The organism is Streptomyces sp. NPDC020742 (assembly GCF_040641675.1).
Lineage (GTDB): Bacteria > Actinomycetota > Actinomycetes > Streptomycetales > Streptomycetaceae > Streptomyces.
On the sequence record NZ_JBFAEA010000025.1, the window covers coordinates 19,785 to 37,846 of the forward strand.

At 71.8% G+C, this 18,062-nt stretch carries 20 protein-coding genes; 11 read left to right on the top strand and 9 right to left on the bottom strand.

What is annotated here, in order from left to right:
• Nucleotides 1-5: 5 nt before the first annotated feature.
• From AB0G84_RS29840 to AB0G84_RS29860, 5 genes are all read right to left on the bottom strand, one after another.
• Nucleotides 6-434, bottom strand: a complete 429-nt coding sequence (locus tag AB0G84_RS29840) for a lasso peptide biosynthesis B2 protein (protein WP_361327502.1) — start codon at nt 432-434, stop codon at nt 6-8.
• Nucleotides 431-682, bottom strand: a complete 252-nt coding sequence (locus AB0G84_RS29845; RefSeq protein ID WP_361327505.1) for a lasso peptide biosynthesis PqqD family chaperone — start codon at nt 680-682, stop codon at nt 431-433. The genes AB0G84_RS29840 and AB0G84_RS29845 overlap by 4 nt, the downstream gene beginning before the upstream one ends.
• The gene (locus tag AB0G84_RS29850; RefSeq protein ID WP_361327508.1) at nt 666-2,501 is read right to left on the bottom strand and encodes a lasso peptide isopeptide bond-forming cyclase; all 1,836 of its coding nucleotides are present in this window, start codon (nt 2,499-2,501) and stop codon (nt 666-668) included. Before AB0G84_RS29850 ends, AB0G84_RS29845 begins: the two co-directional genes overlap by 17 nt.
• A gap of 33 nt (nt 2,502-2,534) precedes the next feature.
• Nucleotides 2,535-2,669, bottom strand: a complete 135-nt coding sequence (locus AB0G84_RS29855; protein WP_361327511.1) for a lasso RiPP family leader peptide-containing protein — start codon at nt 2,667-2,669, stop codon at nt 2,535-2,537.
• Between the two features lie 238 nt (nt 2,670-2,907).
• Complete coding sequence (locus tag AB0G84_RS29860; protein WP_361327514.1) at nt 2,908-3,417, bottom strand: hypothetical protein; 510 nt, start codon at nt 3,415-3,417, stop codon at nt 2,908-2,910.
• A gap of 577 nt (nt 3,418-3,994) precedes the next feature.
• On the opposite strand from AB0G84_RS29860, the gene AB0G84_RS29865 reads away from it, so the two are divergent.
• Both AB0G84_RS29865 and AB0G84_RS29870 read left to right on the top strand, forming a co-directional pair.
• Complete coding sequence (locus AB0G84_RS29865; protein ID WP_361327517.1) at nt 3,995-4,876, top strand: glycerophosphodiester phosphodiesterase family protein; 882 nt, start codon at nt 3,995-3,997, stop codon at nt 4,874-4,876.
• A gap of 302 nt (nt 4,877-5,178) precedes the next feature.
• Nucleotides 5,179-6,459, top strand: a complete 1,281-nt coding sequence (locus AB0G84_RS29870; RefSeq protein WP_361327520.1) for an acyltransferase family protein — start codon at nt 5,179-5,181, stop codon at nt 6,457-6,459.
• A 184-nt stretch (nt 6,460-6,643) separates the two neighbouring features.
• Here AB0G84_RS29870 and AB0G84_RS29875 read toward each other — a convergent pair whose 3' ends face one another.
• Together AB0G84_RS29875 and AB0G84_RS29880 are read right to left on the bottom strand one after the other, a co-directional pair.
• On the bottom strand, nt 6,644-7,069 hold the full coding sequence (locus AB0G84_RS29875; RefSeq protein ID WP_361327714.1) for a RidA family protein: 426 nt from the start codon (nt 7,067-7,069) through the stop codon (nt 6,644-6,646).
• A 413-nt stretch (nt 7,070-7,482) separates the two neighbouring features.
• A complete protein-coding gene (locus tag AB0G84_RS29880) occupies nt 7,483-8,202 on the bottom strand; it encodes a spheroidene monooxygenase (RefSeq protein ID WP_361327523.1) in 720 nt (239 codons plus the stop codon).
• Between the two features lie 137 nt (nt 8,203-8,339).
• Between AB0G84_RS29880 and AB0G84_RS29885 the strand changes: the two genes are divergently transcribed.
• A complete protein-coding gene (locus AB0G84_RS29885) occupies nt 8,340-8,951 on the top strand; it encodes a TetR/AcrR family transcriptional regulator (RefSeq protein WP_361327526.1) in 612 nt (203 codons plus the stop codon).
• 105 nt (nt 8,952-9,056) lie between these two features.
• On the opposite strand, the gene AB0G84_RS29890 is transcribed toward AB0G84_RS29885, so the two are convergent.
• Together AB0G84_RS29890 and AB0G84_RS29895 are read right to left on the bottom strand one after the other, a co-directional pair.
• Entirely contained in the window at nt 9,057-10,076 is a 1,020-nt protein-coding gene (locus AB0G84_RS29890; RefSeq protein WP_361327528.1) for an alpha/beta hydrolase, read from the bottom strand.
• A gap of 192 nt (nt 10,077-10,268) precedes the next feature.
• Entirely contained in the window at nt 10,269-11,948 is a 1,680-nt protein-coding gene (locus tag AB0G84_RS29895) for a bifunctional 3'-5' exonuclease/DNA polymerase (RefSeq protein ID WP_361327529.1), read from the bottom strand.
• Between the two features lie 387 nt (nt 11,949-12,335).
• On the opposite strand from AB0G84_RS29895, the gene AB0G84_RS29900 reads away from it, so the two are divergent.
• The 8 genes from AB0G84_RS29900 to AB0G84_RS29935 all read left to right on the top strand — a co-directional run bounded on the left by AB0G84_RS29900 (nt 12,336) and on the right by AB0G84_RS29935 (nt 18,050).
• Complete coding sequence (locus AB0G84_RS29900; RefSeq protein WP_361327531.1) at nt 12,336-12,581, top strand: chaplin; 246 nt, start codon at nt 12,336-12,338, stop codon at nt 12,579-12,581.
• 243 nt (nt 12,582-12,824) lie between these two features.
• Complete coding sequence (locus tag AB0G84_RS29905; RefSeq protein WP_361327534.1) at nt 12,825-13,235, top strand: rodlin; 411 nt, start codon at nt 12,825-12,827, stop codon at nt 13,233-13,235.
• 405 nt (nt 13,236-13,640) lie between these two features.
• The gene (locus tag AB0G84_RS29910) at nt 13,641-13,832 is read left to right on the top strand and encodes a chaplin (protein ID WP_361327716.1); all 192 of its coding nucleotides are present in this window, start codon (nt 13,641-13,643) and stop codon (nt 13,830-13,832) included.
• Nucleotides 13,833-14,098: 266 nt separating this feature from the next.
• Nucleotides 14,099-14,386, top strand: a complete 288-nt coding sequence (locus AB0G84_RS29915) for a hypothetical protein (protein ID WP_361327537.1) — start codon at nt 14,099-14,101, stop codon at nt 14,384-14,386.
• 334 nt (nt 14,387-14,720) lie between these two features.
• A complete protein-coding gene (locus AB0G84_RS29920) occupies nt 14,721-15,131 on the top strand; it encodes a rodlin (protein WP_361327540.1) in 411 nt (136 codons plus the stop codon).
• A 518-nt stretch (nt 15,132-15,649) separates the two neighbouring features.
• On the top strand, nt 15,650-16,060 hold the full coding sequence (locus AB0G84_RS29925; protein ID WP_361327543.1) for a rodlin: 411 nt from the start codon (nt 15,650-15,652) through the stop codon (nt 16,058-16,060).
• Nucleotides 16,061-16,202: 142 nt separating this feature from the next.
• Nucleotides 16,203-16,805 carry a chaplin gene (locus AB0G84_RS29930; protein ID WP_361327546.1) on the top strand — a complete coding sequence of 201 codons (603 nt, stop codon included), beginning with the start codon at nt 16,203-16,205 and terminating at the stop codon, nt 16,803-16,805.
• A 399-nt stretch (nt 16,806-17,204) separates the two neighbouring features.
• The gene (locus AB0G84_RS29935) at nt 17,205-18,050 is read left to right on the top strand and encodes a nitrilase-related carbon-nitrogen hydrolase (protein WP_361327549.1); all 846 of its coding nucleotides are present in this window, start codon (nt 17,205-17,207) and stop codon (nt 18,048-18,050) included.
• Nucleotides 18,051-18,062: the final 12 nt, after the last annotated feature.

Sequence of the window (18,062 nt, forward strand, 5' to 3'; positions counted from 1 at the left end):
CCGGCTCAGTCCGTGGTGCGGATGAGCGGAGGGATGGCGATCAGCGGTTTGTAGTGGCCTTTGGGGTGGGGTTCGCCGATGGGGTGGGCGTCGACCTCGACCCAGGCGTGGGCGGCGAACGGGTGGGTGCGGACGCCGGTGCACCAGGTGGGCCAGCTGCCACGGGCGCGGCAGAGCAGGGCGGTGGCGATCGAGCGCTGCAGACAGCCCTGGCCGGCGCAGCGCAGGCTGACCGAGACGACCGCCTCGCGGGCGCCGAGCGCCTGGTCGGCGGTGGCCGGTCGCGCGCCGCGGCGCGCGAACTCCAGCACCTTGCGCAGCCGGGCGGGCTTGGCCTTGGCCAGCAGGCGGGCGACGCCGACGGCCAGCAGGGGCACGAGGCGGCGGTGCAGGGGGAGCCGGCGCCGCTCGGCCAGGGCGACGGGCAGGCTCATGCGATCACCAGGTTCGCGGTCTTCAGCTGGTCGAGGACGGCCGCGATATCGCGCTCGGCCCGGGAGGCATCGATCCGGTGCCGGGCCGCGATCTCGGCGGCGATGAGGTCGGGAGCCGCGCCGTCCAGGATCCGGCGCAGCACCTCGGCGCCGGTGCCGTTGAGCTGCCAGTAGCGTCCGGTGCGTTCGTTGAGCAGCACCGTGCCGTCGTCGGTGTCCGTGGAGACCACGTCAGGATGCAGGCGCATGGGTGTCGAACCTCCAGGCAGGGGTGGGGCGGGTGGCGGCGCGCAGCCAGGTCTCGCAGCCGATCAGGGACTCCAGTGCGATGCCCATGGCGTTGTCCGCCTGGGGGGCGAGCAGCCGGGCGCGCAGTACGGCGGGGTCGATCAGGCCGCGGGCGGCCAGCACCGAATCGTCGAACATCGCAAGGAGTGCGGGGAGGTTGCGGCGGAGCCCGGAGCTGGCCTCCTCGCTGAACTCCCCCTTGGTGGAGCGGCCCAGCACCGTCGGGGGCACGATCCCGTGCATCGCGTCGGCCAGCAGCGGCTTGTACCGCCACGGGCCGGCGTGCTCATGGGCCCGGACCCCCAGGACGGCCTCGACGACACGGTCGTCGAAGAAGGGTGAGTCGAGCTGGACGCCGGCGTCGGCGAACGGGCGGGCCAGCAGCCGGTACCAGGGGGCGGCGGTGCGTACCGCGAGCAGCAGTTGGTGCTGCCCCAGGTCGGGGGAGAGCGGCCGGCTGTGCGCCGCCGTGTCCCGCAGGGCCGTGCGGGCGGCCTCGACCGCCGTGCCGGTGGCCCAGGACGGTGCGCGCAGCGACCACAGGCCCCAGCCCGTACTGGGACGGCGCTTGCGGGGTGGGGGATCGGTGAGGTGCTCGGCCTGGGCGCGCCACCAGGACGCCTCGTCACCGGGGCGGGTCAGTGCGGCCAGGGTGTGCAGCAGGGGCCAGCGCTTCAGCGCGGCGTACCCGCGGACGTGCCGCAGCGCGGTCAGCGGTCGGCGCCGGAGCAGCGGGTGCAGATAGCCGGGGAAGGGGGTGAACAGTTCGTCGCCGCCGTGGCCGGCCAGATGGCGGCGGGAGCCGCGGTCGGCGAGCAGCCGTGCGGTGTGGCGGGTGCGCGCGGCGGTACGGACGAAGGGGTAGGGCTCCTCGCTGTCCATCGGCGTCGCCGGGTCGGCGAAGAGGGCGGGCAGGTCGGCCGGCGGCACCACCAGGTGCTCGGCCCGGTCGAGCGCGTCGATGGACTCCCGGGCGAAGGCGGCGTCGTCATTGCCCGCCTCGGCCTCGCCCCACCGGAACGTCAGCAGGTCCGGGACGGTCCGGGCGGCGAGGAAGCACAGGGAGGTGGAGTCCATGCCACCGGACAGGTCCGAGCTGAGCCGGCCCTCGGCCGGCCCGCGGTCGTGCAGGGCGGCGCCGAGCGCCTCCCGGACCGCTTCGGCGCCGTCCGCCAGCGTCCGCTCGGGGGCGGGCGGCCGCCACCAACGGACCGGGCGGGCCCGTCCGTCGTCCCACACCAGGTAGTGGTCCGGGGCCAGTACGGAGACCCCCGTCCACAGGGGCAGCTCGCTCAGCGGCGGTGGGACCGGACCGCCGCAGGCCACCCGTACCGCCAGGGCGGTGTCATCGACTCCGGCGCCGGTCATCGCGGCCAGGACATCGGCCCGGTCCGCGGCCACCGTCAGGCCGTGCACCCGGGCGTGGAAGACCCGGCGGAGTCCGGTCACGCTGCCCTGGACCCGCACCGCGCCGTCGACCGAGGCAGCCACATGGCAGGCACCCGGCAGCGCCGCCGCCAGGGCGTCCACATCGGCCACCGTCCGTACCCGTGCGGTGAGTTCGGACAGCCGTGTGGCGGTGACCGGGCAGACCCCGATCACCGCCACGCGTACCGGGCCCGCGGTGGCCACCTGCAGTTCGTCAGGTGACCAGCGCCCCACCAGCCAGGGCCGGCCCGAGGCGTGCGAGAGCACCCGCGGCGCCGCCCAGGGCGCCACCGCACGGACCTCGGCTGCGGCCGCCTCGTCCGGCAGGACCACGAACCCGGCACCGGTCATCTCTGCCTGCTCCTGGGAGTCAGCCGTCGACGATCAGCCGCCGTAGTGGCCGAAGATGTCCTTGCCCCAGCCGATGAAGCCCAGGGTGTCCTCGTTGAACTCGCCGACCTCGATCAGCATCGGGGCGGCGTAGGGCTCGACGGTCGACAGCTCCGTCTGCTCTTCCATAACAGCCTCCTTCAGTACAAAGCGGTAGGCATCCGACTACCGGCCTCAAGTTAACACCGAGACCGACCAGTTGATCGAACTTTTTTACGATCTCGGCAACTGTGGGGTGCCATACCGGGTTTGACCAGGGAGGACGTCAGGAGGAGCGGGAGTGTCGGCCCGGTGGGACGGCGCGGCCGGAGCGGTCCGCGCCCCCCAAGAAGCCGAGGAGCAGCCGGCGTTGGCGCTCTCCGCCGCGTCAGCTGGTGGCCAGCGGCCGGGTGCCGTGGAGGTCCTCGGCGTCGTACGTGCCGGCGCCGCCGGCCAGCTTCAGGGTGAAGGACGTGTACACCTTCCGGCCGTCCACGGTGCGGGGGTTGGACAGCGTGACGGTCGCCTTCAGCGGCTTGTCCATGCAGGTCTCCAGGCACCAGCTGCCGGTCACCTCGCCGGTGCCCACGGCCCGCTTGGCGTCCCACTTCTTCCAGTCCACCGCGTTGATCGAGGTGAACTCGGAGAGCACCAGGTGGGCGGGGTTGCGCTCGGCGCGGCCCCGGTCGGCGTTCTCCTCGCCGTAGTGGTTGATGACGTAGGGGGTGCTGCCGGCGCGGGCGACGCTGGTGCTGTGCACCGCCTGGGCGGTGCGCTGCGAGGCGGTGGCGGCGTCCGCGGCCTGGGCGGTGGCGAACATGCCGAGGACGGCGACCCCGGCCAGGGCTGCCCCCATGGCCGTCCTGCTGCGCCGGGTCCTACGGGTGGTGCTGGGCATGGCTCTCGCTCCGGTTCGTGATGATCGTTTCGGTGCATCAGAAGCTATGCGCGGGACGTGTTGAGGGCCTGTCAGGTGCGTAACAGCCGTTCATCGACGGCTGTTACATGATCTTGATGTGCCGCGCTGGCTGCGCCGCCGGTGCCGCCCTGGCTGCGCCGCCGGCGCTGCCCCGGCCGCTCCGCCGGCGCTGCCCCGGCCGCTCCGCCGGTGCCGCCCTGGCCGCTCCGCCGGCGCCACCGCCGACGCGGAGGAGTCCCGGCGGATCGGGGGAGGCGGACCTGGGTGGGAGGGAGCGGCGGACGGGCCCCGCCGGCCGCCTCGCCCGCCCGCAGGTCGGCCCCCGGTGCACCCGGAAGGCGGGTGCCCGGGTCCGCCCGGATGGCGGGTGCCCCGGGGGGACTGGTCGGTGGCTTTCCACCCCTCCCCAGACCCACGCTGACCTGGGGAAAGGCGGCTGCGGTGGTGGGCGGGGCGGTGCGGCCGGCCGGCCCCTCGCGTGGCGGGAGCGCCCGGGCGCGGGCATGTTGAGGAGGCAGCCCGGCCGGCCCGCGGACGGGGTTCTGGAGGCCCCCGCATGCTTCGGAGATCGTTGCGGATCCCCGCCGCCGGAGTCGCCTATCTGGTGACCGCGGCAGTGTCGTCCTCCATGATCGCGTCCCGGCCGGAGGAGTCCGCCGACGGCACGGTGGGCCGCGCAGCCCGGACCGGTGCCGGTGCGGTGGCGCTGGTGATCGCGCACCGCGGCGCCTCCCGGTACGCGCCCGAGAACACCCTGGCCGCCGTGGACGCCGCCCACCGGCGGGGCCTGGTGTGGGTCGAGAACGATGTGCAGCGCACCAGGGACGGCCGACTGGTCGTCCTGCACGACACCACCCTGGAGCGCACGACAGACGCGGTGAAGGTGTTCCCCGGCCGGGCGCCGTGGCGGGTGGGGGACTTCACCGCCGCCGAGATCGCCCGGCTGGACGCCGGGAGCTGGTTCGGCAAACGGTTCGCGGGGGAGCGGATACCGACGCTCACCGACTATCTGCGCCGGTTGGACCGCAATGGGCAGCGCCTATTGCTGGAGATCAAGGCTCCCAAGAACTATCCCGGAATCGAGGCGGGCGTCGTCCGGGAACTACGGGCCCGCGGCTGGCTGGATTCCGCCCATGTCCGCAGCCGGCTCGTGGTTCAGAGCTTCTCGCCGGCCGCGGTGAAGCGGGTGCATGAACTGGTGCCTCAGGTGCGTACCGGAATTCTGGGCGCGCCCGGAGTGCACGAGCTGGCGTATTATGCGAGATTCGCCGATCAGATCAATCCCCGTATGACGGCCGTCAGTTCACGCTGGTTGGCGGCCGTGCACCGGCTGCGGGGCCCCCACGGGCGGCCGCTGGAGGTCTATGCGTGGGACGTGGCGAAGAACACGGACCGGCGGGCGGTGCGGGCGCGGGGGATCGACGGCGTTATTGAATAAGGGGGCGGGGGACGGGAATCCGGGAGATTGCCCGGATTCCGTCGGGCGCCGGGCAGTGCGCACGCACCCGTCGTGACCCCTGGCCCGTGAAGGAGCTGTGGAGGGCGGACGGGCGGCATGTGGCCGCGCAGAGCCGGGGTTTTACGGGATTCCCGCGGCACGGCTAAGGTGCCTGAGATGTTCGACGCCGCCACCTTTCCCGTAAGAGAAACAAGACGCAGGATGTGGCTTTTGGGTTCCGAAGTACGGCCCGGTGCGGGCCAGCGTCCAGTTCCTCCCCTGGCTGCGCTCCGGGAGGCTCCTTGAGCAACGACTTTCCGGCGTACGGCGAACGACGGGTACCGCTCCCCCCGCCTCGCCAGGCACCGCAGGACACGTCACACCGGCCCGGCACGCCGGGACCGGCCGAGTCCGGTGGCGCCACGGCCACGATGACGGCCACCGCCACGGCGACCAGGCCGCCCGCCACGGCCCCCGCTCCCGCCTCGCCCGCCGGACCCAAGGGCCGCGGCAGAGGTCGGGCCGCGCAGCCCGCCACGGCCGGTGCCACGGCCGCGGCCAAGCCGCGTGACGCGTTCTTCGACAACGCCAAGTTCCTGGCCATCGTGCTGGTGGCGATGGGGCACTGCTGGGAACCGCTGCGGGACGGCAGCCGGACCGCCGCGGCCCTCTACATCACCGTCTACGCCTTCCACATGCCGGCGTTCATCATCATCTCCGGCTACTTCTCGCGCAGTTTCGATATGCGCAAGGACCGGCTGCAGCGGCTGATCACCGGTGTCGCGGTCCCGTACATCCTGTTCGAGGTCGCCTATACGCTCTTCAAGCGGTGGGCCGACGACGACCCGCACTACCCGATCAGCCTGACGGACCCCTGGTACCTGACGTGGTTCCTGTTGGCGCTGTTCATCTGGCGGCTGACCACGCCCCTGTGGAAGATCGTGCGGTGGCCGGTCCCGTTGGCGCTGACCATCGCCGTGTTGGCGTCCGTCTCACCGGACATCGGTGACGACCTGGACCTCCAGCGGGTGCTGCAGTTCCTGCCGTTCTTCGTCATCGGCCTATCGCTGCGGGCGGAGCACTTCAAGCTGGTACGCCGCAAGAAGGCGCGCATCCTGGCCGTACCGGTCTTCGTCGCCGCCCTGGTCTTCGCGTACTGGGCGGCGCCGCGGATGAACGCCGCGTGGTTCTACCACCGCGACGCGGCGCAGGAACTCGCCGCCCCCTGGTGGAGCGGCGCGGTGATGACGCTGGCGATGTTCGGCTGCTCGCTGGTGTTGGTGGCCTGCTTCTTCGCCTGGATCCCGGGCCGCACCATGTGGTGCACGGCGCTGGGCGCGGGCACCCTCTACGGCTACCTGCTGCACGGCTTCCTCGCCAAGGGCTCCCGCTTCGGCAACTGGTACGACCACCCGTGGGTGCACACGCCCTGGGGCATGGTGCTGATCAGCCTGTTCGCCGGGACCGTCATCACCCTGCTGTGCACCCCACCGGTGCAGCGGGTCTTCCGGTGGGCGATGGAGCCCAAGATGACCTGGGCGTTCAAGAAGGACCCGGTCGACGAGGCCCGCGGCCGGAGCTGAACGACCGGAGCTCAACGGCCGGAGCTGAACGACCGGAGCCGCGCGGCGCGAGCCGTACGGCCGGGGCCGAACGAGTGGGGCGTCAGGGCGCCCGCACCACCGGAGAATCGGTGGAGCGGGCGCCCTTGCCACATCCCGGGCCCACGCCCGGGACGTGCACCCTCTCGGCCCGCTCCGCGCACGGCTACCGCACCACGGCGATGCCTTCGATTTCGACCAGCGCGGTTTCGTCCCACAACCGGGTGGCGCCGATCACCGCCATCGCCGGGAACGCACTGCCGACCAGCCGCTTCCACACCCGGCCGATCTCCCGGGCGTGCAGGCGGTAGTCGGCCACATCGACGGCGAAGACCGTGAGCTTGGCGAGGTCGGACGGGCCGGCCCCGGAGGCCGCCGCGACATCCAGCAGATTCGCCAGTGCGCGCTCGAACTGCTCGACGATGCCGTCCCCGACGATCCGCCCCGAGCCGTCGAGGGCGGTCTGTCCGGCGAGGAAGACCAGGGTGCCCGGGGCGGACCGGACGGCATGACTGAAGCCGGTCGGCGGCGCGAGATGCGGCGGATTGATGCGCTCCAGACCGCCCTCGGCCGCGACGCCCGAGCACGCCACACCCGCGGCCGCTCCGTCCGGGCCCCGTCCGCCCCACGGCGGCTCGCCCTCGACCGCTCCGTCCGGGACCGCTCCGTCCGGGACCGTTCCCTCCGCGACCGACCCGCCCTCGCCCCGTCCGCCCACGGCCGGCCCGGACCGGTCCGGGCCGCCCGCCTCCAGGCCCCGTCCGCCCTCGCCGCGCGTGGCCTTGGACTCAGCGCTCATTCCGCCCGCTCCCCTCTGTCGCCGACCCGTATCGCACACCCTGGGATTGAAGCGCGTCCCGCTCCTCGGGGAAAAGACCTTCCTCCCGGACGCGGCGGCCACGACCCACCGGCCCACCGACCCGCCGGCCCACCGACCCGCCGACCACCGACCGCCGATTCGCGGATCCGCAGGCCCACACTCAGCCGCCCCACGGTCCGCCGGCGCTACGGCGCGGGCCGGGATATCGCGGCGGCCGCGGCCGCCAGCGGCTCCCGGCCGTCCAGCGTGCCCAGCGCGCCGTACGGGCGGCAGCGCACAAAGGCCGCCCGGTGGTGGAAGGCGTTCGCCTGATGGGCTGCCACCACGTCCTTGTGCTGAGGCTCGGCGGAGCCGTACGCATAACGCCGCATGGCCGAGACGCTCCCCCACAGGGAGAAGGTGCCGACGAAGCGGGGCGGCCGGGCCAGCGCGAGGGACGCGACCAGCGCCGGGTCGGCGGCGGCCCGGCCGGCCGCACGGGAGTTGGCGCGCAGGAACGGCAGGGCCCGGCGCAGCCTCAGCTGCCCGAGGGTGAGGACGGCGACCGGGCCGTCCTCCGCGGTCAGCGCGGCGTCGGCGTCCGGATCGGTGCCCGGCGGCAGGTCACTCCACGCACCGGTGATCCGTACCGGCCGGAGCCGCAGCTGCCAGCCGTCGGCCAGTCGTTGGGCGAGCGGGCTCTCGGCGAGGAAGCGGTCGAGCGCGGCGTCGTCCTCCCACGAGGCGAGCAGCGCCACCCTGCCGGGGCGCACCTGGGGCGGACCGGAGGCGATGGCTCCGGTCAGCGTCATGTGCGCGGAGCGGAGCCCCGGGACATCGGCGCGCTCCGGATGCTCGCGCAGGACCGTATGGACGGTACGGAAGGAGCGGACGCCGAGGTCGGCGACGTGGAAGGAGAGGATCACGAGGGCCCCCGTAGCTCGGCCTTACTGGACCTTACTCATGCGTATACCAAGTGGTACACGACCTAGTATCCTTCAAGGCACCGGCGAGGGCGAGCCGAATGCACCAGCCGGAACAAGCCAGATCGCGAGGGGGCCGCATGAGTGGGATCGACCGGAGCCGCGCCGCGCGCGCCGAGACCAGGACGCGGATCGAGGACACCGCCGCCCGGCTGTTCGCCGAGCGTGGCTTCGCGGGGACGACGATCGGGGAGATCGCCGCCGAGGCCGGCCTGAGCAAACCGATGCTCTACCGCCACTTCGACTCCAAGCAGGAGCTGCACCTGGCGCTGCTGGAGCGCCACCGCGACGAGCTGGCCGCCGCCCCGATACGCGAACTGCTCGACGGAGAGGGGGACTTGGCGGCCCGGATGGCGGCCATGTACGACGCCTGGTTCGGGTATGTGCAGAGTCACCCGTACACCTGGCGCATGATGTTCCGCGACACCACCGGGGACGCGGAGGTGCAGGCCTTCCACCGCGAGCTCCAGCGCAGACAGCGGGAGACGGACGTCGCGCTGCTCCACGAGTTCGTGCCCGGCATCCCCGAGGCCGAGCTGGAGCCGCTCGGTGAGGCGATCCGCAGTGCGCTCTACGGCCTCGCCCTGTGGTGGCTGGACCGCCCCGACCGGCCCCGCGAACCGCTGGTCGCGGCCATGGTGCGGATCACCCGTGGCCTGATCGCTACGGCCGAGGCCCCGGGCGGCGCCTGAGCCCACGAGGACCCACACCGCAGCGCCCAGGGCCTGGATCGACGGTCGCAACAGCCCCTGGGGGATGACGGGACGGCCCTACTGCCACCGAATCTCTGACCCAGGTCACTGGTCCCGCTGGCCGGCCGCCGGGTACAGGGCCGCCCGCAGGTGGTCCGTCCAGTGCGCCGCCATCTCCTGTGCGGGCCGGCTGTCCGGCGCGTACAGCTCGAAACCGTGCCAGGCCCCGGGCACATTGCGGACCGTGACCTGGACCCCCGCGTCCATCAGCCGCCGGGCATAGGAAAGTCCTGCCTCGCGCAGCGGATCGAGGTCGCAGACCAGGACGTAGGCCGGCGGCAGCCCCGACAGGTCGGTGGCCCGGGCCGGCGAGGCGTAGGCATCCGCCGCCGCACCCTCCGGCAGGTAGTGCTGCCACGCCAGCCGGATCGTCCGCAGGCTGTGCACCCGCGGATCGGGCGTGGCGGTGTCCGTATCCGCGGGCACCGGCTGTTCGGCGACGCGGTCGTCCACATCCGGTACGCACATCGACTGGTAGGCCACGGCCGGGCCGCCGCGGTCGCGTGCCATCAGGGAGACGGCCGCGCTGAGCCCGCCACCGGCGGACTTGCCGGTGACCGCGATCCGCTCGGGGTCGATGCCCAGCTCGCCGGCGTTCCGCGCCGTCCACTCCAGCGCGAGATAGCAGTCCTCGACGCCCGCCGGGTAGCGGTGCTCGGGCGCGAGGCGGTACTCGACGGCGACGGTCACGGCGGGCAGCGCCCGGCAGAGCTCGATGGCCGTCTTGTCCTGGCCCGGCAGCGCCCGGCCGATGGCGTACCCACCGCCGTGGAAGTGCAGCACGGCCGGCAACGCACCGCCCGGACCGGCGCCCGCACCGCCGTCATCGCCCTGCGCACCGGCCGCCGGACGGTAGACCTCGACCGTCAGGGCGCTGCCGTCGGGCCGTGGCACGTCGTACCGCCGGCTGCTGACGCCCGAGCGGTCGGCCGGGGTCGCGGCCAGCAGCGCCCGGAACCGCTCACGGGTCGCCTCGATGTCCTCGTACGGATCGGCGAAGGGCGGCAACTCGGCCAGGTGCGGCTGGAGTTCGGGGTGGACGACTCGTTCCGGCGGCAGGGGCATCAGAGGTCTCCAGTGATCGTCGAGGAGCTACGCATTCTGCTCAGGCAGCACCCCTGCCCGCCAGCCCAGACCCCACACCGTCGACACCGCACCGCCCCCCCCAGCCCCAACCCCCGCACCGCCGCCGCCCCCCCCCGCCTCCGACACCACAGCACCGACACCACACCGCCGGCCCCTCGGCTTCCACTCCGCTCACTTCGCCTCCGCGTAGCACTCCACCACCGCGGTGGTGAATGGGAAGCGGACCGGAGTCTCCCCGAAGGCGATCCGTCCCGCCGCGGCGGCGGCCTGCGTGATCGCCTCGGAGACCGCTCCCGCCTCCTCCGCCGGGCAGTGCACGATCACCTCGTCGTGCTGGAAGAAGACCAGCTCGGCGCTGAGGCCGCCCTCCCACAGGGACCGGCGGAGCGCGGCGAGCACCAGCAACGCCCAGTCGGCGGCGCTGCCCTGGACGACGAAGTTACGGGTGAACCGGCCGCGGGCCCGGGCTGCCGCCGAACCGCCGTACCCCGACGGCTGCTCCTCCTCCTGCGGCAGGCCCGCCTCGTCGGGCGGCGTCACAGACACGGGCGGGCAGGTGCGGCCCAGCCAGGTACGCACCAGACGGCCCTCCTCGCCCGCCCGCGCCGCCTCGTCCACGTAGGCCACCGCCGCCGGATAGCGGCGGCGCAGATCGGCCATGTGCTTGAGCGCATCCCCCGACGTCTGGCCGTAAATCGCCCCAAGCAGGCCGAGCTTGGCCTGGGCGCGGTCGCCGCCGAAGGCACGGGCGGCCAGATCCGCGTACAGGTCCTCGCCGCTGCCGGCCACCTCCATCAGACCGCGGTCCCGGGAGACGGCGGCCAGCACCCGCGGCTCCATCTGGGCGGCGTCCGCCACCACCAGACGCCACCCCGGGTCCGCGCGCACCGCCTGCCGGATCACCTTGGGGATCTGCAGCGCACCGCCGCCGTTGGTCGTCCAGCGCCCGGAGACGGTGCCGCCCGGCAGATACTCGGGGCGGAACCGGCCGTCGTGCACCCACTGTTGGAGCCAGGACCACCCATGGGCGGTGTGCAGACGGTAGAGCTTCTTGTACTCCAGCAGCGGGGCCACCGCCGGGTGGTCGATCTGCTGCAGCTCCCACTTGCGGGTCGAGGTCAGGGAAATCCCGGCCCGGGCAAAGGCCTTGATGATGTCCTGCGGAAGGTCCGGACGCACCCGCGCGTCCGGCCCGAAGGCCCGCGACACCTCGTCCGCCAGCTCCGCCAGCCGGCGGGTCTCCAGCCCGCCGGGATAGCGCTCGCCCAACAGCTCGTCGAGCAGCCGGCGGTGCACATCCGCCCGCCAGGGCACCCCGGCCCGGTGCATCTCCGTCGCCACCAGCATGCCCGCGGACTCGGCGGCCAACAGCAGCCGCATCCGCTCGGGATGCCCGGCACGTTCCGTACGCGCCACCTGGTCTGCGTAGACCTCCACCAGCGCGGTCAGGTCGTCCGTACCGGGCGGCAGCGGCACCGGGCCCGGCTCGAACAGCGACGGCTGGGTCTCGGCCGCCCGCAGGGGCGCGTCCGACGGGACGGGCAGGCCGTGCAGCCGGGCCCAGGCCGCGGCCAGCGAACGGGGCTGGCCCGACTGCCCCTCCGCATGGCCGATCAGCAGCGCCTCGGCGGCCTCCACGTCGTAACACCGCTCGACCCGCACCCCCGCGGCGCGCAGTCGCCGGTAGAGCTCCGCGGTGGACCGCCACACCCACCGCTCGACCTCGGGGCGCCCGCGTACGGCCTCGGCGAGCGAGCGCTCCTGCACCACCGGTCCCGCGGGCCGGCCGTCCGGCGCGAGCGGGCAGAGACGCGCACCCCCGTCGCCCGTCTCCACCACCGCCCATCGCATGCCCCGAGTCTTGCACCAGGGACTGACAATCGCCCTGACCTGCACCGACGCCACGGACGACAAAGCCGCCAGCCCTCCACCGGCCAGCACCCAGCCACCACACACGACCCCACCACACACGACCCCACCACCCATGACACCCACAGCACACGACCCCCACCGCACACAACAGCCCATGGCCAACTCATCCTGCCCTGCGTAGCTTTGTGAGTTCATGCGGGGATAACAACTCATGGGCAGAAGTAGGATCGAATGTCCAGTTAGCGGGCATGGGTGGGCTATTCACCCGATTGAGCCGCCACTTCGGCCTGGTCGATGCGTTGAGCAGCTTGTCGCTCTAAGCGGCGCACACAGATGCCTGAATGCTGCTCAGTGAAGAGGTTCACCGTGAAGTTTGTCCCGAAGGCCGTCGTCCTGTCCGCTGCCGCCGGTATCGCCGTGGTGGGGGGAGCCGGTACGGCCGCCGCCGTCGGCGGCGCCAACGCGGCGGGGGGCGCCGTGAACTCGCCCGGCGTGCTCTCCGGCAACCTCATCCAGGTGCCGGTGCACATCCCGGTGAACGTCTGCGGAAACACCGTGAACATCATCGGTCTGCTGAACCCGGCGTTCGGCAACACCTGCCTCAACCCCTGATCCCCCAGGGGTGTTTGGGCCCGCCGTAGGGCGGATCCGGGCGTTCGGCGCCAAAGGCCGGCACGTATTTCCGTGCCGGCCTTTGGCGTACCGCCCGGAAGTCGCAGCGGGAAGGCGGTCCATAGGCAGTGATATGTGTTTATGGTTGCGCGGCATTCGGGTGAATGGGCGAAACCGCGCCCCCAGAAGCGAGTTGACCAGTGCGCTCCGGATACGGGCACTCCGCTTCGAGAAGGGTAAATCGTGATCAAGAAGGTCCTGGCCACGACGGCTGTAGCCGCGTCCGTCGTCGGCATCTCGGCGACGGCCGCCCCCCAGGCGATGGCGGTCGGCAACCACAACGGCACCTCGACGGTCAATGGCAACGGCACCAAGAGCGTGTTCGGAAACTCCGCCACCAGGGGCGCCATGAGCCCGCAGCTGGAACTCATCCAGGGCTCGCTGAACAAGCCGTGCGTCGCGCTGCCGGTCAAGCTGAACGTCGCTCACCTGCTCGGCGGTATCCCGATTTCGGTGCAGGACGTCAATGTGCTGTCCAACCCGCAGAACCAGCAGTGCACCGAGAACTCGACGCAGGCCAAGGGCGACGAGTCGCTGTCGCACATCATCGACGACATTCCGATCCTCTCCGGAAACGGTGTCGGCAACCACTGAGCCGGCTGTCGGCCGCAGGCCCGGACCGCCGGCTCTCACTCCTCAGCGGTCCGGGCGCTGCGGCGCCCCGTTGCGAGCCGTAGGGACATATTTTTCCGCTTCCCCTTTCGGTAGGAATTCGTATTCGGCGGGTACCTCTTCTGTTCGAACTCCGGTGTTTTTTCCGCCTCGTATGCGCGGTGGCAATCTTCCGAAACGCTCTTGCATCGTTCGGGCGATTCCTCCGAAAACCTCCCGGCAAGAGTTTCGTCCACGAGGAGCAATCGTTACCAATATCAGCAGCGGCGTTACGGGCGAGCAGTTCAGCGCCCGTGCGACACGAGGGTCGTGTTCGCTTCGGACCCGCTGCAGGAAGGGCTGAAAGTGAAGTACGCAAAGGTCGCAGCAGTCACTGCCGGAACCCTCATGGCAGTGGGCGCGGCCGCGCCGGCGTTCGCCGACGCGGGTGCCGCGGGCGGCGCCAAGAACTCGCCCGGTGTGCTCTCTGGCAACGCGATCCAGGTGCCGGTCCACATCCCGGTCAACCTGTGCGGCAACACCATTGACGTCATCGGTCTGCTGAACCCGGCGTTCGGCAACACCTGCCTCAACCACTGACTCGAAGGCATTCGAGCGGTGTCCATGTGACCCGGCCCCGGTGTGCGGTCTGCTGCGCACTGGGGCCGGTCGCCATTCACTCCCCGAAAAGACACCACGCCCTTGGCCTTTGGTGGTGCGGTCAAGAACGGCGGAACTCCGGAGTTTCTCCGGACGATGGCACTCGTTAGTCACGCTGAAGCGGTGGTCCGAGCAGCGAAGTGATTGCTCTTGCGGCAGGGGTGTCGCCGGATCGTCAAGCACCGCCCGAGAAGGGACAGTTGAAAGTGAAGTACGCAAAGTCTGCCGCGGTTGTCGCCGGTTCCGTCATGGCGCTGGGCGTCGCCGCGCCCGCTTTCGCCGCCCAGCCGGGAGCTCCGACGATGAGCCTCAACGGCGGGCTGACGGACGCGCTGCAGAGCAAGCAGCTGGACGGCCACCAGGTCGCCCCGCTGGTCAAGAAGGTGAAGACCACGGGGCAGAAGGTCAAGTCGGTCAACGCCAAGAGGCTGCTGGGCGGTGTCAGCGGCACCGCCAAGAGCATTCCGCTGCTCGGCGGCCTGCCGCTCAAGTAACGCCCGAGCACGCGGCGTCGGCCGCCGGCCGCGGACGGTGAAACCGTTCTGCCCGGAGCGGCGACGCAGCGGCCACACTGTCCCAAGGGCCCGGGCTCGATGAATTCGTCGCGGAAATCCATAAGATGCGGCACTGGCCGCTGATTTCGATCCCCGAAGAGGCCCTGCAACCCCGATTATTCATCGCCCTGGATTTCTGGGTGCCGTCCGTCGTACCGCTTGGCACTACGGATCGCAGCGCCAGCTCATTTGAGTGAATGAGGGCAACCAAAATCTCCCCTGTGAGTTGGGCACATTGCCCGGCCAAGGGCATCCCGAAACACGAAGGACCAACATGATCAAGAAGGCTCTGGCGACCGCAGCCGCGGCTGCGTCCATTGTCGGCGTGGCCTCTGCTGCCGCCCCCGAGGCGATGGCGGTCGGTAACCAGCACGGAACCTCTTCCGTCAACGGCAACGGTGCCAAGCAGTTCTACGGGAATTCGACCACCTACGGGTACATGAGCCCGCAGATCGGCCTGATCCAGGGCTCGCTCAACAAGCCCTGTATCGCCCTGCCGGCCAAGGCCAACATCGGCTCGCTGTTCGGCTTCATCCCGGTCTCGGTTCAGGACATCAATGTGCTGTCCAACCCGCAGAACCAGCAGTGCACCGAGAACTCCACCCAGGCCAAGGGCGACGAGCCGCTGTCGCACATCCTGGACAACATCCCGGTCCTCTCCGGCAACGGCGCCGGAAACCACTGATCGGCTGAGAAACCCGGGCCGCCCGGTCCTCCTTCTTCCGGGCAGCCCGGGTTTCTTCCTGTCCGCGGGCAGGGAGGGGGCGGGGGAGGGGCCGAGGCGCAACGCCCGGGCCGGGGCACGGAATTGTTATTCGCTCGTGACTGAGGTCCGGTGCACCGGCTCGTTAAGGAGGGCGTGTGGAGGGAAGCGTGCCAATGCCCTGGCGAGATTGATGGGGTTGCCAGGGCATTGGCGCGCCGGCCGGAGATGGCAGTGGGGCCTGTGCAGCCGTTCGGCGGCAGCGCAGGCCTCGTTCCGTATCCGGGAATTGCCGCGGCGGGGAGCCAAGTCACCTTTCAGGTAATTCAGTTGGAATGCCGGGGAATCCTGGGTGGGGGCGGAAGAGCATCGGCGGGCGGCGGCTTGCAGGATTTCGGGTACCGGCTGATCGGGTGAGGGTGCAGAACCCGGGGCGGTGTGGCGGGTTGTTCAAACAGGGCTCCCGTGCCGGGAGTTCGGTCTCCTGAAGGGTTTGCGTGATGAACAAGATGATCGCGGGCGCTGCCATTGCGGCGTCGCTGGTCGGGATTTCCGCTGCGGCCGCGCCGCAGGCCATGGCGGTCGGTGACCAGAAGGGCACCAGGACGGTCAACGGGAACGGTGCTGCGTCGGTCTACGGCAATTCCACCACGCACGGCCGTCTGAGCACCCAGCTCGGGCTCGTCCAGGGCAGCCTGAACGACCTGTGCCTCGCTCTGCCGGCGAAGGCCAACATCGCTTCGCTGTGGGGTCATCTGGCGGGGATCGCCGTCCAGGACATCAATGTGCTGTCCAACCCGCAGAACCAGCAGTGCACCAAGAATTCGACGCAGGCCAAGGGCGACGAGCCGCTGTCGCACATCATCGACGACATTCCGATCCTCTCGGGCAACGGTGTCGCCAACCACTGACGGCCGACGGCCTCGGCCGTACCACCGCTTGCGTCTCCGGGCGGTCGGCGCCGCGTATGCGCTGCCGGCCGCCCGGCCGTATGAGCACCACGGGGGTGCGGGCGGCAGCCCGTACGCAACGACTGCAGACGAGGGATGAGAGATGCGACAGAGTCTGAAGAGGTGCGTGCTGGTGGCGGCCGCGTCGGGCATGCTCGGCGCGAGCGGCGGCACGGCGTACGCGGACGCCGGTGCCGCGGGAGGCACCGCCCATTCCCCCGGGGTGCTGTCCGGGAACAACGTCCAGGTGAGCGTGGACACCCCGGTCAACGCGTGTGGGAACTCCGTGGACGGCGTCGCGGCGCTCAACCCGGCCATGGGCAACTCGTGCGGGAACGGCGGTATGCCGGTCGCGCCGCGGCCCCCGCTGGCCCCACCGCCCCCGGTGTCGTACGCCCCGGCCCCGGCCCCCGAGCCGGTGCAGCGCCACGTCGCGGGATCCGTGCACCACACCGACCACCGGCCGACCGGCCGCCACCGGGCCGCGGCCCCCGTGGAGCCGGTGCACCCGCAGGTCCACACGCCCGCCCCGCGGCACGCCCAGGACCCCCGGGCGCACGTGGTCGCACGGGCCGGGGAGTCCGCGGGCTCCGCGCTGCTGGCGTCCACCGGCTCCGACGAGCTGGCCGCGCTGGCCGGTGCGGGCGGCGGGCTGCTGCTGGGCGGTGCGCTGCTGCTGCGCAGGGCCCGTACGCGGCGGAGGTAGGGGCCGCGTCGGGGGTCGCGCCGGCGGCGTAGGGCCGGCCCCCGGGCGCGGGCTCGGCGGCCGACCGAGCGGATCAGGCGGGCCGCGCGGCCTGAGCCGCCCCGGTCGAGCCCGGCCGTCGGCATCGCCGGACGGTTCGACCGCGGGCCGTCGTACCGCGGCTCAGGGGTGGGGCCTGGCTTCCGGGGCGTTTGAAGCCCCCGCAGGTCGGGCCCCGCGGGCCGGGCCCCCGCAGGCCGGGCCCCGCAGGCCGGGCCCCGCAGGCCGGGCCCCCGCAGGCCGGGCCCCCGCAGGCCGGGCCCCGCAGGCCGGGCCCGCGGCGGGGCCGTGCCGGTCCCTGTGCCCTCTGGGAGAATGGCGATGAAAGCCGCAAAGGAGATATGTCGGTGAGGTGGGGACATGCTCATTGCGCTGGCGCAGACGGATTGTGTGCTGGGCGAGGTGGCGGAGAACCTCAAGATCGCCCACGAGCAGGTCGACCAGGCCGCGGCCCAGGGCGCCGACCTCGTCGTCTTCCCCGAACTCAGCCTGCACGGCTACCACTTGGGCGCGCTCAGGCGCGACGAATCCATCGAGGCGAGTGATCCCCGGCTGCTGGAGCTGAGCACCCTGGGCCCCGATGTGCTGGTCGGTTTCCATGAGCACACCAGCCTGCGCGCCTACAACACCGCGGCGCACTACGCGGGCGGCGCCCTGCTGCACGCCCACCGCAAGCTCTATCTGCCCAACTATCTGGCCTGGGAGGAGCGCAAGCACGTCAGCCCCGGACAGTCGCTGCGCTCCTACGAGCTGAAGCGGGCCAGGGGCGGCGGCCGGGGGGCGACCCTGGTCTGCAACGACGCCTGGCAGCCGGTGCTGCCCTGGCTGGCGGTCCAGGACGGCGCCGAGGTGCTGTTCGTACCGACCAACAGCGCGGCGAGCCTGGACCCCGAGGCGATGGACACCGGGATGTACTGGGACATGCTGCTGTCCTACACGGCGCGGATGCTGCAGTGCTGGGTGGTCTTCGTCAACCGGGTCGGCAATGAGCACGGCGCCACGTTCTGGGGCGGCTCACGGGTGGTCGACCCGCGCGGTGCGGTGGTGGCGCAGGCCCCCAAGTGGGAGCAGTCGCTGGTCACCGTGGAGATCGACCTCGCCGAGGCGCGCCGGCAGCGCCGCGCGGTGCCCCTGGTCGCCGAGGCCCGGCTGGGCCTGATCGACCGCGAGGTGCGGCGGCTGATCGAAGAGGGCGGGGACAGCTGACGGGCCGGCGGC

What these genes read in the sequence shown, in the direction of transcription:
- AB0G84_RS29850 (WP_361327508.1), bottom strand. Translation starts at nt 2,501, where the DNA reads ATGACCGGTGCCGGGTTCGTGGTCCTGCCGGACGAGGCGGCCGCAGCC.
- AB0G84_RS29895 (WP_361327529.1), bottom strand. Translation starts at nt 11,948, where the DNA reads ATGCGATGGGCGGTGGTGGAGACGGGCGACGGGGGTGCGCGTCTCTGC.
- AB0G84_RS29885 (WP_361327526.1), top strand. Translation starts at nt 8,340, where the DNA reads ATGAGTGGGATCGACCGGAGCCGCGCCGCGCGCGCCGAGACCAGGACG.
- AB0G84_RS29920 (WP_361327540.1), top strand. Translation starts at nt 14,721, where the DNA reads ATGATCAAGAAGGCTCTGGCGACCGCAGCCGCGGCTGCGTCCATTGTC.
- AB0G84_RS29890 (WP_361327528.1), bottom strand. Translation starts at nt 10,076, where the DNA reads ATGCCCCTGCCGCCGGAACGAGTCGTCCACCCCGAACTCCAGCCGCAC.
- AB0G84_RS29865 (WP_361327517.1), top strand. Translation starts at nt 3,995, where the DNA reads ATGCTTCGGAGATCGTTGCGGATCCCCGCCGCCGGAGTCGCCTATCTG.
- AB0G84_RS29855 (WP_361327511.1), bottom strand. Translation starts at nt 2,669, where the DNA reads ATGGAAGAGCAGACGGAGCTGTCGACCGTCGAGCCCTACGCCGCCCCG.
- AB0G84_RS29845 (WP_361327505.1), bottom strand. Translation starts at nt 682, where the DNA reads ATGCGCCTGCATCCTGACGTGGTCTCCACGGACACCGACGACGGCACG.
- AB0G84_RS29935 (WP_361327549.1), top strand. Translation starts at nt 17,205, where the DNA reads ATGCTCATTGCGCTGGCGCAGACGGATTGTGTGCTGGGCGAGGTGGCG.
- AB0G84_RS29840 (WP_361327502.1), bottom strand. Translation starts at nt 434, where the DNA reads ATGAGCCTGCCCGTCGCCCTGGCCGAGCGGCGCCGGCTCCCCCTGCAC.
- AB0G84_RS29930 (WP_361327546.1), top strand. Translation starts at nt 16,203, where the DNA reads ATGCGACAGAGTCTGAAGAGGTGCGTGCTGGTGGCGGCCGCGTCGGGC.
- AB0G84_RS29925 (WP_361327543.1), top strand. Translation starts at nt 15,650, where the DNA reads ATGAACAAGATGATCGCGGGCGCTGCCATTGCGGCGTCGCTGGTCGGG.
- AB0G84_RS29860 (WP_361327514.1), bottom strand. Translation starts at nt 3,417, where the DNA reads ATGCCCAGCACCACCCGTAGGACCCGGCGCAGCAGGACGGCCATGGGG.
- AB0G84_RS29910 (WP_361327716.1), top strand. Translation starts at nt 13,641, where the DNA reads ATGGCAGTGGGCGCGGCCGCGCCGGCGTTCGCCGACGCGGGTGCCGCG.